Annotated in this window: 12 protein-coding genes and 1 pseudogene; 11 read left to right on the top strand and 2 right to left on the bottom strand. The window is 72.2% G+C overall.

The genetic code is table 11. The features are described from left to right. Nucleotides 1–34: 34 nt before the first annotated feature. Entirely contained in the window at nt 35–859 is an 825-nt protein-coding gene (locus FDO69_RS29150) for a Fic family protein (RefSeq protein WP_104783631.1), read from the top strand. Between the two features lie 333 nt (nt 860–1192). Here FDO69_RS29150 and FDO69_RS29145 read toward each other — a convergent pair whose 3' ends face one another. Further along, the gene (locus FDO69_RS29145) at nt 1193–2026 is read right to left on the bottom strand and encodes an HAD family hydrolase (RefSeq protein ID WP_104783629.1); all 834 of its coding nucleotides are present in this window, start codon (nt 2024–2026) and stop codon (nt 1193–1195) included. Between the two features lie 584 nt (nt 2027–2610). Here FDO69_RS29145 and ssd point away from each other — a divergent pair. The 7 genes and pseudogenes from ssd (at nt 2611) to FDO69_RS29110 (ending at nt 7631) form a co-directional block, all read left to right on the top strand. After that, the gene (gene ssd, locus FDO69_RS29140; protein ID WP_104783626.1) at nt 2611–3714 is read left to right on the top strand and encodes a septum site-determining protein Ssd; all 1104 of its coding nucleotides are present in this window, start codon (nt 2611–2613) and stop codon (nt 3712–3714) included. Continuing rightward, a pseudogene (locus FDO69_RS29135) lies at nt 3711–4920 on the top strand (TadA family conjugal transfer-associated ATPase). Before ssd ends, FDO69_RS29135 begins: the two are co-directional and overlap by 4 nt. After that, nucleotides 4917–5789 carry a type II secretion system F family protein gene (locus FDO69_RS29130; RefSeq protein WP_104783623.1) on the top strand — a complete coding sequence of 291 codons (873 nt, stop codon included), beginning with the start codon at nt 4917–4919 and terminating at the stop codon, nt 5787–5789. Before FDO69_RS29135 ends, FDO69_RS29130 begins: the two are co-directional and overlap by 4 nt. Further along, entirely contained in the window at nt 5786–6577 is a 792-nt protein-coding gene (locus FDO69_RS29125; RefSeq protein ID WP_104783620.1) for a type II secretion system F family protein, read from the top strand. The genes FDO69_RS29130 and FDO69_RS29125 overlap by 4 nt, the downstream gene beginning before the upstream one ends. Nucleotides 6578–6647: 70 nt before the next feature. Next, on the top strand, nt 6648–6857 hold the full coding sequence (locus tag FDO69_RS29120; RefSeq protein WP_104783617.1) for a DUF4244 domain-containing protein: 210 nt from the start codon (nt 6648–6650) through the stop codon (nt 6855–6857). Continuing rightward, nucleotides 6844–7203, top strand: coding sequence for a TadE family type IV pilus minor pilin (locus tag FDO69_RS29115; RefSeq protein WP_104783614.1), 360 nt, complete (start codon nt 6844–6846; stop codon nt 7201–7203). The genes FDO69_RS29120 and FDO69_RS29115 overlap by 14 nt, the downstream gene beginning before the upstream one ends. Next, nucleotides 7200–7631 carry an Rv3654c family TadE-like protein gene (locus FDO69_RS29110; RefSeq protein ID WP_167526701.1) on the top strand — a complete coding sequence of 144 codons (432 nt, stop codon included), beginning with the start codon at nt 7200–7202 and terminating at the stop codon, nt 7629–7631. Before FDO69_RS29115 ends, FDO69_RS29110 begins: the two co-directional genes overlap by 4 nt. On the opposite strand, the gene FDO69_RS29105 is transcribed toward FDO69_RS29110, so the two are convergent. Next, nucleotides 7522–10050 (bottom strand): DEAD/DEAH box helicase, encoded by a 2529-nt coding sequence (locus FDO69_RS29105; protein ID WP_234388158.1) that lies wholly within the window; start codon nt 10048–10050, stop codon nt 7522–7524. The two genes, FDO69_RS29110 and FDO69_RS29105, sit on opposite strands and share 110 nt — an antisense overlap. Nucleotides 10051–10128: 78 nt before the next feature. On the opposite strand from FDO69_RS29105, the gene bldG reads away from it, so the two are divergent. The 3 genes from bldG to FDO69_RS29090 all read left to right on the top strand — a co-directional run bounded on the left by bldG (nt 10129) and on the right by FDO69_RS29090 (nt 13711). Next, on the top strand, nt 10129–10470 hold the full coding sequence (gene bldG / locus FDO69_RS29100; RefSeq protein ID WP_003991900.1) for an anti-sigma factor antagonist BldG: 342 nt from the start codon (nt 10129–10131) through the stop codon (nt 10468–10470). 124 nt (nt 10471–10594) lie between these two features. Next, complete coding sequence (locus FDO69_RS29095; protein ID WP_104783606.1) at nt 10595–11032, top strand: ATP-binding protein; 438 nt, start codon at nt 10595–10597, stop codon at nt 11030–11032. 273 nt (nt 11033–11305) lie between these two features. Beyond that, nucleotides 11306–13711 carry a sodium-translocating pyrophosphatase gene (locus tag FDO69_RS29090; RefSeq protein ID WP_104783603.1) on the top strand — a complete coding sequence of 802 codons (2406 nt, stop codon included), beginning with the start codon at nt 11306–11308 and terminating at the stop codon, nt 13709–13711. Nucleotides 13712–13873 lie beyond the last annotated feature (162 nt).

The following is a 13873-nucleotide window of genomic DNA, read 5'->3' as shown; positions in this document are numbered from 1 at the left end:
GGGTCGGGGCCCCGGGGTGCGTAGGGTCGTACTCATGAGTACAGCAGGCGCGACCGCCGATCCCCTCGCGGCCCTGGGGGCGCTGCCCGGAGTGGCCGATTCCGTGGAGTCCGTACGCAAGGCGGTGGACCGGGTCTACGGACACCGGGTCATGCGGCGGCGCAGCAACGCGATCACCTCCGAGGCCGCGCTGCGCGGCGCCCGCGGCTCGGCCGCGCTGTCCGGCGCGGACTGGGCCCTGGAGGAGGTGCGCCGGCGCACGGACTTCAGCGGTGACGACGAGGCCCGCACCGTGGGTGCGGCCCTGCGGCTCACCGCGGAGGCGGGCCAGCTGCTGTCGATCTGGCGGCAGTCACCCCTGCGGGTGCTGGCCAGGCTGCACCTGGTGGCTGCCGCGGACGAGGGCGACCAGGTGGGACGGCCCCGCAAGGAGGGCGAGCCGGTCGACGAGCCGCTCGTGGGGCTGCCGCTGCCGAGCGCCACCGAAACGCACGGCAGGCTGGACGGACTGGCCGGGCTGATCATCGCGGGCGGCTCCGCTCCGGCGCTGGTGACGGCCGCCGTCGTGCACGGCGAGCTCCTCGCGCTGCGTCCCTTCACGTGCCACAACGGCCTGGTCGCGCGTACGGCCGAGCGCATCGTCCTGGTCGGCAGCGGGCTGGATCCGAAGTCGGTCTGCGCGGCCGAGGTCGGTCACGCCGAACTGGGACGTGACGCGTACCTGGAGGCCCTCGCCGGGTACGTCTCCGGTACTCCGGAGGGCGTGGCCGCCTGGATCGCCCACTGCGGCGGGGCGGTCGAACTGGGGGCGCGCGAGTCGATGGCGGTGTGCGAGGCGCTGCAGCGTGGAGCGGCCTGACATCACCGGGCCACATAAATGCGGCGGTACGAGTTCTCGTACCGCCGCTGGCATGAGCATCGGGTTACCAAGCGTCCTCGATATATGCCCATCAGGTCGGAAGCTTTGCCCGTTCCCTGGTGTGGCTGGCCCGTATTCGACGGGTCGACGTCGCGTGGGTGCCCGGTGTTCATGCTCGGTCCGTGGGGCCAAATGAGTAAAAAAGGTGATCCTCTCGGATGTCCTTGGTCTCGCGGGCCGTTGAGTCCTTTGTACTCCTGCGCCGCAGTGAGCGGAAGTCCAGGCCCTGCTTCTTTACTTTCGGGTTCACCCGGGAAGGGCGATCGCCACAGGTCAAGCGACCGTGGCCCGGCGCCGGTTCGCATACCAGACGAGTCCCGCGGTGGCCGCGGCGGCGCCTATCGCTGCGACCGCGACCAGCGCCGGGCGCGGCGGTACGGAGAACGAGGGGATGCGCTGCTTGAGCCGGACCGGGCGATGGAAGTCCAGGATCGGCCACCCGCGCGCGAGGGCCTCGCGGCGCAGTGCCCTGTCCGGGTTCACGGCGTGTGGGTTGCCCACGGACTCCAGCATCGGCACATCGGTCGCCGAGTCGCTGTAGGCGTAGCAGCGGCTGAGGTCGTACCCCTCGGACTCGGCGAGCTCCCTGACGGCCTCCGCCTTGGTCGGGCCGTACGCGTAGTACTCCACCTCGCCGGTGAAGCAGCCGTCGTCGCCCACGACCATGCGGGTGGCGACCACGCGGTCCGCGCCCAGCAGCTCGCCGATCGGCTCGACCACCTCCGCGCCCGACGTGGACACGATCACCACGTCGCGGCCGGCGGTGTGGTGCTCCTCGATGAGGGAGGCGGCCTCGTCGTAGATGATCGGGTCGATCAGGTCGTGCAGCGTCTCGGCGACGATCTCCTTGACCTGCTGCACGTTCCAGCCGCGGCACAGGGCGGACAGATATGCGCGCATGCGCTCCATCTGGTCGTGGTCGGCGCCGCCGGCGAGGAAGACGAACTGGGCATATGCGGTACGCAAGACGGCCCTGCGGTTGATCAGACCGCCTTGGTAGAACGACTTGCTGAACGTGAGCGTGCTCGACTTCGCAATGACCGTCTTGTCCAGGTCAAAGAAGGCGGCTGTGCGGGGCAACGAGTGGTTTTCCACGCCCCAGAGCATAGGGGCAGCCCATTCGGCGTAAGGTGGGGCGCGTGGGTTTGCCTGAGAAGGCTCTCGGGTACACCATGGAAGTCACGGATCGTTCGCGACCGTGCTAACCCGGCCCGACTCCTCCCCCCCCCGAGTCGGCCGTGGGGACGACCCCCGCTCTCCCCCCCGGCGGGGGTCGTCGCATGTCCGGGTGGGTTTCTTCCTTCTTCTTACGGCCTGGCGGCCGCTCCGATGCGGCTCCGGTCCCAGCTTTGTCATGCTCATGTTGAATCACGGTGTGTAGCCGTCGGGCTGCTCTGTGGGAGTCGTACGCAGGGTCTGAGTGGCTCACCGGTATGGGTGATGGCGATATTCACAACTCCCGGGACGTCCACAGTTATCCACCAAGATCCACACGATTTCCGGGATCGCTGCACCGTGATTCCTACGCATCCCGCTCGCGGCGAGTTCATGGCCGGTTCCGAGTACCCGGGGGCGTTTGGCCGGTTTCTGTCGGCCGTTCACAGGGAGGCCGCTTGTCGGTTCTTCCCACGTATGGGAATCGCGGGGCCGCAGGGGCCGCGCGAGTCGTGCAGCGAAGGGGGTTGGAAACCGTGGCCGGAACCGTCACACACGATCCGCCGCCGGCCGCCGGAGGGCGGCAGGGAGGACCGCTGATCGTCACCGAGGACACCGAGCTCCTCGACGATCTGCTGCGCCTGTGCGCGGCAGCCGGCGCCACACCCGAGGTGCACCACGGGGTGCCGGAGCGCAGAGGCAGCTGGGAGGCCGCACCGCTCGTCCTGGTCGGCGACGACGCCGCTCGGCGGGTGCGCGGGGCCGCGCGCAGAAGGGGCGTCGTCCTCGTCGGCCGGGACCAGGACGACTCCGGGGTGTGGCGGCGGGCCGTCGAGATCGGCGCCGAGCACGTCCTGATGCTGCCCGACGGCGAGCAGTGGCTGGTCGACCGGATCGCCGACGTGGCCGAGGGCGTCGGCCGGCCCGCCCTCACCGTCGGCGTCATCGGCGGCCGGGGCGGGGCGGGAGCGTCCACGCTCGCGTGCGCCCTCGCCGTCACCTCCGCGCGGGAGGGACTGCGCACCCTCCTCGTGGACGCCGATCCGCTGGGCGGCGGACTCGACGTACTCCTCGGCGGTGAGACGGCCGAGGGGCTGCGCTGGCCCGCCTTCGCGTCCTCACGCGGACGGGTCGGCGGCGGAGCCCTGGAGGAGTCGCTGCCCGAGCTGCACGCGCTGAGGGTGCTCAGCTGGGACCGCGGCGACCGGATCGCGGTCCCGCCCCAGGCGGTGCGCGCGGTGCTCGCGGCGGCCCGCCGCCGGGGCGGCACCGTCGTGGTCGACCTTCCGCGCCGGATCGACGACGGCGTCGCCGAGGTCCTCTCCCAGCTGGATGTGGGCGTGCTGGTGGTGCCCGCAGAGCTGCGGGCCGTCGCGGCGGCCGGGCGGGTCGCCTCGGCGGTCGGCATGGTTCTCCGGGACCTGCGGGTGGCGGTCCGCGGGCCGTACCCGCCGGGGCTCGACGATCGAGAGGTGGCCCGGTTGCTCGGACTGCCCCTGGTCGGTGAGGTGCCGGTCGAGCCGGGACTGTCACGCCCGGACCAGGGCACGGCACCGCCGGGCACCACCCCGCGGGGACCGCTGGCCCGGTTCTGCAGGGAGTTCTGGGAGCGCGCGCTCGTCGAGGCGGGTACGGCATGAGCACCCTGGCCGGACTCGAGGGCGCGGAGCTGCTGGACGGGGTGCGGCGGTGGCTGGCCGAGAGCGGGGGCGAGCCGACCCCCGCGCGCGTGGCGCAGGCCCTGCGGGAGCAGGGGCGTGTCCTCGGGGGACACCGAAGTCCTGGGAGCCGCCGCACAGTTGCGGTCCGAGCTGGTCGGCAGCGGGCCGCTGGAGCCGCTCCTCGCCGATCCGTCGGTCACGGACGTGCTGGTGTCGGCCCCGGACCGGATCTGGGTGGACCGGGGCGGCGGACTGGAGCTGACGCAGGTGCGGTTCGCGGACGCCGCGGCCGTGCGACGGCTCGCTCAACGTCTCGCCGCCGTGGCCGGACGCCGCCTGGACGACGCCCGGCCCTGGGCCGACGCCCGGCTGCCCGACGGGACGCGGCTGCACGCGGTGCTGCCGCCGGTGGCCGTGGGATGCGCCTGCCTGTCGCTGCGGGTTGTGCGGCCACGTGCCTTCACGCTCGGCGAGCTGGTCGCGGCGGGCACCGTGCCGCCGGGCGGGGACCGCATGTTGCGCGCCCTGCTCGACGCCCGGCTGTCCTTCCTCGTCAGCGGCGGCACCGGCACCGGCAAGACCACGTTGCTGAGTGCCCTGCTGGGGCTGGTGGGGCCGGGGGAGCGGATCGTCCTCGCCGAGGACTCGGCGGAGCTGCGGCCCGACCATCCGCACGTCGTGCGACTGGAGACCAGACCCGCCAACCAGGAGGGTGCCGGCCTCGTCACTCTGGAGGACCTGGTGCGCCAGGCGCTGCGGATGAGGCCCGACCGGCTGGTCGTGGGCGAGGTGCGCGGGCCCGAAGTGGTGCACCTGCTGGCCGCGTTGAACACCGGCCACGAGGGCGGCTGCGGGACCGTGCACGCCAACGCCGCCGCCGATGTACCGGCCCGGCTGGAGGCGCTCGGCACGGCCGCGGGGCTCGATCGGGCAGCGCTGCACAGCCAGTTGGCGGCCGCCCTCTCCGTGGTGCTGCACCTGGTGCGCGACCGGGCCGGGCGGCGGCGGATCGCCGAGGTGCACGTGCTGGAGCGGGACGCGTCCGGCCTCGTGCGGACGGTGCCGGCGCTGCGGTGGGGAGCGGAGGCGTTCGTGCGCGAGCGCGGATGGGAGCGGCTGAGGGGTCTCCTGCGGGGCGGGGCGAGTGGGATCGAGCCGGGTGCGGACGAGAGGGGAGAGTCATGACGGAGGCGCCTGGGGTGGCGGTGGGTGCGGCCGTGGCGTGCATGGGGGCGGCTGTCTGGCTGCTGGCCGAGCGCGATGGGACGGCACGGCGGACGCGGTTGCTGCTCGCGGAGGGCGCCCCCGTCGGGAAGGGGCCCCCGGGGTGGACGCGCACGGCCGGTGAGCTGCGGCGCGTCCGTGGGCGGCTGCGGGCCGAGTGGTGGTCGGCGGTGGCCGGGCTGGTGCTGGCGGTGCTCGGGGCGTCGGTGCTGCCGCTCGTTCTGGGAGCGGCCGGGGTGCCGTTGCTGCGGCGGGCCCGGCTGGCCGGCCGGGCGCGGCGGGACCGGGAGCGCCGGACCGACGCGGTGATCGCGTTGTGCGGGGCGCTCGGCGGCGAGGTGCGGGCGGGACGCCAGCCGGGTGAGGCGCTGCTGCGGGCCGCCCGGGACTGCGGCGGACTCGCGGACGCGCAGTCCACGGTGCTGGCCGCGGCGCGGTTCGGCGGCGACGTGCCGGACACGCTCGCCACGGCGGCACGGCAACCGGGCGCCGAGGGCCTGCGCGGACTCGCGGCGTGTTGGCGGGTGGCCGTGGACCAGGGCGCGGGACTCGCGGACGGACTCGACCGGCTCGCCGCCGCCCTGCGCGCCGAACGCGACCAACAGTGCGATCTCCGAGCCCAGTTGGCGGGAGCCCGGGCCACGGCGGTGATGCTCGCCGGGTTGCCTGCCCTGGGGCTCCTCATCGGGACCGCCCTCGGAGCCGATCCCCTCCACGTCCTGTTGCACACCGGAGCGGGTCTGGGCTGTCTGGCGGCCGGCGGGGTGCTGGAGGGCCTGGGGCTGTGGTGGGTGCGGCGGATCGTGCGGGGCGCGGAGGCTGCGGCATGAGCGGGGACGTTGTCCACAGGCTGGGGGTGGCCGTGGGGATCGTGCTGGCCGCCGGATGGCTGGCGCGCCGACTGGTACGGGCGCGGCGCCACCGGAGGATGCGCCGGCGACTGACCGAGCTGTCAGGGGTACGGGAAGCGACTGTTCCTGTCCCGCGGACGGCATGGCGCGGGGCCGCACGGACGTGGCTGGCCCCGGTGGGCGTGGCCGGTGCCGGATGGGTGCTGATCGGAGGCCTCGCCGGGGCCGCCGTGGGACTGGCCGGGGCGGTGGGGGTGTGGCGGTGGCGATCGAGCCGGGAGACGGCCGGTGCGGACCCGGGCGCCCCCGACCTCGCAGAGGCGGGCCGGCAACTGCCCCTCGCCGCCGACCTGCTGGCGGCCTGCATCGCGGCGGGCGCCGGCCCGGTGATCGCGGCTCAGGCGGTGGGTGAGGCCTTGGGCGGCCCTGTCGGCGATGCCCTCGCCCGGGGTGCGGCGGAGGTGCGGTTGGGCGGCGAACCGGGCTCGGCCTGGCGGAGGTTGGGTGCCGTGCCGGGCGCCGAAGGGCTGGCCCGGCTGCTCGAACGGGCCGATGTGTCCGGGCTGCCCGCGGCAGTGCCGGTCGCGCGGCTCGCCGCCGAGGCCCGGGCCGAGTGGGGCCGCGCCGCCACGGCCAGGGCCCGTCGAGCGGGAGTGATGGTCAGCGCACCGGTCGGTCTGTGCTTCCTGCCCGCGTTCATCGCGGTCGGTGTGCTGCCCGTGGTGATCGGACTCGCGGGCGGCGTGCTCGGAGGGGGTGGTGGGTGACGCGGCGACGGACCCGGAGCAAGTGAGCGACAAACAGTGATGGTTCGGACTCTTTCCTACGGGGGTTGAGATGTACAAGGCGGTACGGGCACGGCTGTGTGCCCTGGTGTGTGGGATGCGTGCGGCGCGGCGGGACGCTGGGATGGTCACCTCCGAGTACGCGATGGGAATCGTCGCGGCGGTGGCGTTCGCCGTGGTGCTCTACAAGGTCGTCACGAGCGGCCCGGTCAGTGCGGAGCTGCAGAACATCGTGAAGGACGCCCTCAGTGCGCGGATGTGAGCGGGGGGCGGACCGGGGGTTCGTCACGGCGGAGTCGGCCGTGGTGCTGCCGGTGCTGGTGATGTTCGCGATGGCGCTGGTGTGGGGGCTGCTGGTCGTGGCCGCGCAGATCCAGTGCGTGGACGCCGCGCGGACGGGCGCGCGTGCGGCGGCCCGCCAGGACCCGCCCGGCGCGGTCGTGAAGCTGACCCACGAGGCGGCGCCGCCCGGCGCGAAGGTGACGGTCAGCCGGGATGCGGAGCACGTCCGGGTGACCGTGGTGGCCGAGCCGCCGGTGTTGCGGGGCCTGTCCTTCGCCGTGCGCGAGGAGGCCGTGGCGTCGGTGGAGGAGGCGGTGGGCACGTGAGAGGGGGCCGAACGGTGGTGGGGTCGGACAGGGGCTCCGCCACCGTCTGGAGCGTCGGGGCGATCGCCGTCCTGTGCGTGGTGTTCGGGGTCGTTCTCGCGCTCGGGCAGGCCGTCGTCGTCCGGCATCGCGCGGCGGGCGGGGCCGACCTCGCGGCGCTGGCCGCTGCGGACCACTGGGCCGACGGCGGCCCGGCGGCCTGCGCCCGGGCCGGCCGGGTGGCCCGGGCGCAGGGCGTGCGGCTCGTGCGGTGCGAGGTCGCCGGGGAGATCTCGGACGTGACGGCGGCGTCGGGCCGCGGACCATTCACGGTGGAGGTCAGGGCGCGGGCGGGGCCTCCGGCCGCTCCGCTGGATGTCCCGGCGGCTGCTCGGGTGCCTCGTCCCCGGACTCCTTCTCCGCCGGCGCTCCCTCCAGCAACACCGTGAGGAGCCGCACCGCCCCCCTCTTGTGCAGCGGGTCGTTGCCGTTGCCGCACTTGGGGGACTGGATGCAGGAGGGGCAGCCGGCGTCGCACTCGCAGGAGGCGATGGCCTGGCGGGTGGCGGTCAGCCAGGTGCGGGCGGTGTGGAAGGCGCGCTCCGCGAAGCCCGCCCCACCCGGATGGCCGTCGTAGACGAAGACCGTCGGCAGGAGTGTGTCGGGGTGGAGCGGGATCGAGACGCCGCCGATGTCCCAGCGGTCACAGGTCGCGAAGAGGGGCAGCAGGCCGATCGACGCGTGCTCGGCGGCGTGCAGGGAGCCGCCGAGGATCTCCGGGTTGATCCGGGCGCGGTCCAGCTGGTCCTCGGTGACGGTCCACCACACGGCGCGGGTGCGCAGCGTACGAGGAGGGAGGTCGAGTTTCGTCTCGCCCAGGACTTCACCCGTGATGAGCCGGCGACGCAGGAAGGAGACGACCTGGTTGGTGACCTCGACGGAGCCGTAGCAGAGGCGGCCGTCTCCCCAGGGGATCTCCACGTCCGTCTCCAGGACGGAGATGGACGTGGTGTCGCGGGCGACCGTGGAGTACGGCGGGGCGGCCTCCTCGACGAGGGCGACGGAGTCCTCCAGGTCCAGCGACCGCACCAGGTAGGTGCGGCCCTGGTGCAGGTGGACCGCCCCCTCGTGCACCGTCGAGTGCGCGGCACCGGCGTCGACCGTGCCGAGCAGCCGGCCCGTGCCGGTCTCGACGACCTGGACCGGGCGCCCGCCCTCACCGCGGATGTCCGTCAGGTCGGCGGCGCGCTCGCGGCGGGTCCAGTGCCAGGCTCTGGTCCGGCGGCGCAGCAGCTTCGCGGCCTCCAGCTGGGGCAGCAGGCCCTCGCTCGCCGGGCCGAACAGGTCGAGGTCCTCGTCCGTCAGGGGCAGCTCCGCCGCGGCCGCGCACAGGTGCGGGGCCAGCACGTAGGGGTTGTCGGGGTCGAGGACGGTCGATTCGACGGGCTGGTCGAACAGGGCCTCGGGGTGGTGGACGAGGAACGTGTCCAGCGGGTCGTCGCGGGCGACCAGGACGGCCAGGGCCCCCTGCCCGGCCCGTCCGGCCCGGCCCGCCTGCTGCCACAGGGAGGCCCGCGTGCCCGGGTAGCCGGCGATGACGACCGCGTCGAGGCCGGAGATGTCGATGCCGAGTTCGAGGGCGTTCGTCGCGGCGAGGCCCAGGAGTTCACCCGAATGGAGGGCTTGTTCGAGAGCGCGGCGCTCTTCCGGAAGATAGCCGCCCCGGTAGGCCGCGACACGCCGGCTCAGCGACCGGTCGACCTCGGCCAGACGCTCCTGGGAGATGACCGAGATCAGCTCGGCGCCGCGCCGGGAGCGGACGAAGGCGACCGAGCGCACGCCCTGCACCGTGAGGTCGGTCAGCAGGTCGGCGGCCTCGGCGGTGGCCGTGCGGCGGACGGGAGCGCCCTTCTCGCCGTGCAGCTCGGTCAGCGGCGGCTCCCAGAGGGCGAACACCAGTTCACCGCGGGGGGAGGCGTCGTCGGCCACTTCCACGACCGGCAGGCCGGTCAGGCGGCGGGCTGCCACCGAGGGCTCCGCGGCCGTCGCCGAGGCCAGCAGGAACACGGGCGACGCGCCGTAGCGGGCACACAGGCGGCGAAGCCGGCGCAGCACTTGGGCGACGTGGGAGCCGAAGACACCGCGGTAGGTGTGGCACTCGTCGATGACGACGTAGCGCAGCGACTTCAGGAAGGAGGACCAGCGGGGGTGGGAGGGCAGGATGCCCCGGTGCAGCATGTCCGGGTTGGTCAGGACGTAGTTGGCGTACTGGCGGATCCACTCGCGTTCCTCGAACGGAGTATCGCCGTCGTACACGGCTGCGCGTACCGAATGGCCCAGAGGGTGTGAAAGTTCCTTCACCGACCGGCACTGGTCCGCCGCGAGCGCCTTGGTCGGAGCCAGGTAGAGGGCGGTGGCGCCCCGGCCGTTCGGGGCCTCCGCGCCCTCCAGAAGGGTGGACAGGACCGGCGCGAGGTAGGCCAGGGACTTGCCGGAGGCCGTGCCGGTGGCGACGACGACGGACTCGCCGTCCAGGGCGTGCTCGGCCGCCCGTGCCTGGTGGGCCCAGGGATGCTCGATGCCCGCGGCTCGCACGGCCGCCACGACCTCCGCGCGGATCCGGTCGGGCCAGACGGCATGCCGACCCTCACGCGGGGGCAAGTGCTCCGTATGAGTAATGCGCGAAGCCCTGCTCGGACCGGACGCGAGCCGGTCCAGGACCGCGCCCGGCGCGGGCCGGGAGGCGGGGTCCGTCGGGGTTCGATCGGATCGGTGATTCTTGGCCATCGGCACCGAGTGTGTCACTGGAGTGACGGACAATGGAGCCAAGGCGTCGTGCACGCCTGCCGGTAAGTGATTGAATGCCATCGCGGCTGGCGAAGCGTCCAGGGGCTGAAGCCGAATGCCCCTAGGGCGACCGCTCGATAGCAAGGTGCTGGAGGATCCGTGGACCTGTCCCTGTCGACCGAAACCATGGGCGATCGCACGATCGTCAGGGTCGGTGGCGAAATCGACGTATATACCGCGCCCAAGCTGCGCGAGCAGTTGGTCGAGCTGGTGAACGACGGCAGTTTCCACCTTGTCGTCGACATGGAGGGCGTGGACTTCCTCGACTCCACCGGACTCGGCGTACTGGTCGGCGGCCTGAAGCGCGTGCGGGCCCATGAGGGCTCCCTGCGCCTGGTCTGCAACCAGGAGCGCATTCTGAAGATCTTCCGTATCACCGGTCTCACCAAGGTGTTCCCGATTCACACCTCGGTCGAGGAAGCGGTTGCGGCCACCGACTGACGCCGGTCCCGGGCCGTGTGCCCGGGTCGGGTCGGCCGATGGCCGGCGAAAGAAGACCGAGGGGGCCCGGGCTTCGGCGGCCCGGCGCCTCTCGACAGCACGCCCGTAGTTGCGAGGGGGATGCATGGCCACCGTTGAGCTCCGCTTCAGCGCGCTGCCCGAGCACGTCAGGACCGCCCGTCTGGTGGCGGCAGCGGTGGCGCGCAGGGCCGGAGTGGACGAGGCCGTCCTCGACGAGGTCAGGCTCGCCGTAGGCGAGGCGTGCACCCGGGCCGTCGGGCTGCACCAGACCGTCGGGATCTCGGCACCTGTGAAGGTGCTGCTGATCGAGGAGGAGAAGCAGTTCTCCATCGAGGTCGGCGACGAGGCCCCGCATGCGGTGGCCGGCGAGCGCGCCCCCGGCGCGGGACCCGGCGATCCCGACGGTGAGGCCGAGGAGGACGAGATGGGCCTCGCGGTCATCAGCGGACTCGTCGACGACGTCGAGGTCAGTGCGGGCGAGCACGGCGGGCTGATCAAGATGACCTGGCCGACCACGCCGCCGCCGACGATTCTGGTCTGACCCCGCCACCGCACACACCCGTTCTTCCGAAGGGCCCCACTCGTGGGGCCCTTCGGCATGTGCGGGTGTCAGTGCTCGCCTTTACAGTAGTTCCTGTGTCGTTCATCGCGTGAATTCGTTCACGATCATTCGCGCGCCCTCCGGCAGCCTCAGAATGCTTTCAGGGCATTACCACGGAAGGCCAATCCGTTTATCGCGCTCTGTTTTGATCAGGTTCCGGTACCTACAATCCCGTCCACATCTTGAGCTCAGCCCAAGCGTCAAGGAGGACGAATGGCGGGGCTTTCCCTCTCACAACAGTCGGGCCATCCCACAGACCTCGCAGCCGCCGTACTGACCGATGGCAACCGCGTTCTCATCGTGGTCATCGCGGTCGTCGCACTGGCGGCGCTGGCGGTCGCGGGCGTCCTGGTGCGCCAAGTGCTCGCGGCCGGCGAGGGCACCGACAGCATGAAGAAGATCGCGGCGGCGGTCCAGGAAGGAGCCAACGCCTATCTGGCCCGTCAGCTGCGCACGCTCGGCGTATTCGCCGTGGTCGTGTTCTTCCTGCTCATGCTGCTGCCCGCGGACGACTGGAGTCAGCGTGCCGGACGGTCGGTGTTCTTTCTGATCGGAGCGGCGTTCTCGGCGGCCACCGGCTATATCGGCATGTGGCTCGCCGTACGCAGCAATGTGCGTGTCGCCGCGGCGGCGCGTGAAGCCACTCCGGCTCAAGGCGAGCCGGAAAAGGATCTGACCGCCGTCTCGCACAAGGCGATGAAGATCGCCTTTCGCACGGGTGGCGTGGTCGGCATGTTCACGGTGGGCCTCGGCCTGCTCGGCGCCTCCTGCGTGGTGCTGGTGTACGCGGCCGACGCGCCCAAGGTGCTCGAGGGCTTCGGCCTCGGGGCCGCGCTGATCGCGATGTTCATGCGTGTCGGCGGCGGCATCTTCACCAAGGCCGCCGACGTCGGCGCCGACCTGGTCGGCAAGGTCGAACAGGGCATTCCGGAGGACGATCCGCGCAATGCCGCGACCATCGCCGACAACGTGGGCGACAACGTCGGCGACTGCGCGGGCATGGCGGCCGACCTCTTCGAGTCGTACGCCGTGACCCTGGTCGCCGCGCTCATCCTGGGCTCGGCGGCCTTCGGGAACGCGGGGCTCGGCTTCCCGCTGCTCGTGCCGGCGATCGGTGTGATCACCGCCATGATCGGCATCTTCGCGGTGGCGCCCCGGCGCGCCGACCGCAGCGGCATGAGCGCCATCAACCGCGGGTTCTTCATCTCCGCGGTGATCTCGCTCGTGCTGGTGGCGGTGGCCGTCTTCGTGTACCTGCCGGGGAAGTACTCCGAGCTCGACGGCGTCGCCGACAGCGCGATCCTGGGCAAGGACGGTGACCCGCGCGTCCTCGCGCTGGTTGCGGTGGCCATCGGAATCGTGCTCGCCGCCCTGATCCAGCAACTGACCGGCTACTTCACCGAGACCACCCGCCGGCCCGTCAGGGACATCGGCAAGTCCTCGCTCACCGGCCCGGCCACCGTCGTCCTCGCCGGTATCTCCGTCGGTCTCGAATCGGCCGTCTACACCGCCCTGTTGATCGGACTCGGTGTGTACGGGGCGTTCCTGCTCGGGGGCACGTCGATCATGCTGGCGCTGTTCGCGGTGGCACTGGCCGGCACCGGCCTGCTCACCACGGTCGGTGTGATCGTCGCGATGGACACCTTCGGGCCCGTGTCCGACAACGCACAGGGCATCGCGGAGATGTCCGGCGACGTCGAGGGCGCGGGCGCGCAGGTGCTCACCAACCTGGACGCGGTCGGCAACACCACCAAGGCGATCACCAAGGGCATCGCGATCGCCACGGCCGTGCTCGCGGCGGCGGCGCTGTTCGGGTCGTACCGCGACGCCATCTTCACCGGCGCGCGGGACGTGGGCGAGAAACTCAGCGGGGACGGCGCCCCGATGAGCCTGATGATGGACATCTCCCAGCCCAACAACCTCGTGGGCCTCATCGCCGGCGCGGCGGTCGTCTTCCTCTTCTCGGGGCTGGCGATCAACGCCGTGTCGCGGTCGGCGGGTTCCGTGGTCTACGAGGTGCGCCGGCAGTTCCGCGAGAAGCCGGGGATCATGGACTACAGCGAGACCCCGGAGTACGGCAAGGTCGTCGACATCTGCACCAAGGACGCCCTGCGCGAGCTCGCCACGCCCGGTCTGCTGGCGGTGATGGCGCCCATCTTCATCGGGTTCACGCTCGGTGTCGGTCCGCTCGGGGCGTTCCTGGCGGGCGCGATCGGCGCGGGCACGCTGATGGCGGTGTTCCTCGCCAACTCCGGTGGCGCCTGGGACAACGCCAAGAAGCTCGTCGAGGACGGCCACCACGGTGGCAAGGGCGGCGAGGCCCATGCGGCGACCGTGATCGGAGACACGGTCGGCGACCCCTTCAAGGACACCGCGGGCCCCGCGATCAACCCGCTGCTGAAGGTCATGAACCTGGTGTCGCTGCTCATCGCACCCGCGGTGATCAAATTCTCCTACGGGCCGGACAAGAGCATCGGGGTGCGGATTCTGGTCGCCGTCCTCGCGTTCCTTGTGATCGCCGGGGCGGTGTACGTCTCAAAGCGGCGCGGAATCGCCATGGGTGACGAAGACAACGCCGGGTCACAGCCCAAGTCCGCCGATCCGGCGGTGGTTTCGTAGGGAGGGTTCTCCGGCCCCAGCCCAAGGTGCGGGCGGGCGGCACGCGTTGGCGTGTCGTCCGCCCGCGCTGTGTGGGTACACGCTCACGCGTGAGCCTTCTCTCGCTTGGTGCAAAAGGTTACAAAACGGTCTTAATAGGCGTCTGGCGTGCGGTTGCCGTGC

Origin of the sequence: Streptomyces tibetensis (genome assembly GCF_007655005.1) — a bacterium.
Lineage (GTDB): Bacteria > Actinomycetota > Actinomycetes > Streptomycetales > Streptomycetaceae > Streptomyces > Streptomyces tibetensis.
Note: the sequence above shows the minus strand (reverse complement) of the source record. Positions and strands in the feature narration are given on the sequence as shown.

Bases quoted from the DNA above. Each gene is read 5' to 3' on its own strand.
- FDO69_RS29150 (WP_104783631.1), top strand. From the start codon at position 35: ATGAGTACAGCAGGCGCGACCGCCGATCCCCTCGCGGCCCTGGGGGCG.
- FDO69_RS29145 (WP_104783629.1), bottom strand. From the start codon at position 2,026: ATGCTCTGGGGCGTGGAAAACCACTCGTTGCCCCGCACAGCCGCCTTC.
- FDO69_RS29130 (WP_104783623.1), top strand. From the start codon at position 4,917: ATGACGGAGGCGCCTGGGGTGGCGGTGGGTGCGGCCGTGGCGTGCATG.
- FDO69_RS29125 (WP_104783620.1), top strand. From the start codon at position 5,786: ATGAGCGGGGACGTTGTCCACAGGCTGGGGGTGGCCGTGGGGATCGTG.
- FDO69_RS29120 (WP_104783617.1), top strand. From the start codon at position 6,648: ATGTACAAGGCGGTACGGGCACGGCTGTGTGCCCTGGTGTGTGGGATG.
- FDO69_RS29105 (WP_234388158.1), bottom strand. From the start codon at position 10,050: ATGGCATTCAATCACTTACCGGCAGGCGTGCACGACGCCTTGGCTCCA.
- FDO69_RS29095 (WP_104783606.1), top strand. From the start codon at position 10,595: ATGGCCACCGTTGAGCTCCGCTTCAGCGCGCTGCCCGAGCACGTCAGG.
- FDO69_RS29090 (WP_104783603.1), top strand. From the start codon at position 11,306: ATGGCGGGGCTTTCCCTCTCACAACAGTCGGGCCATCCCACAGACCTC.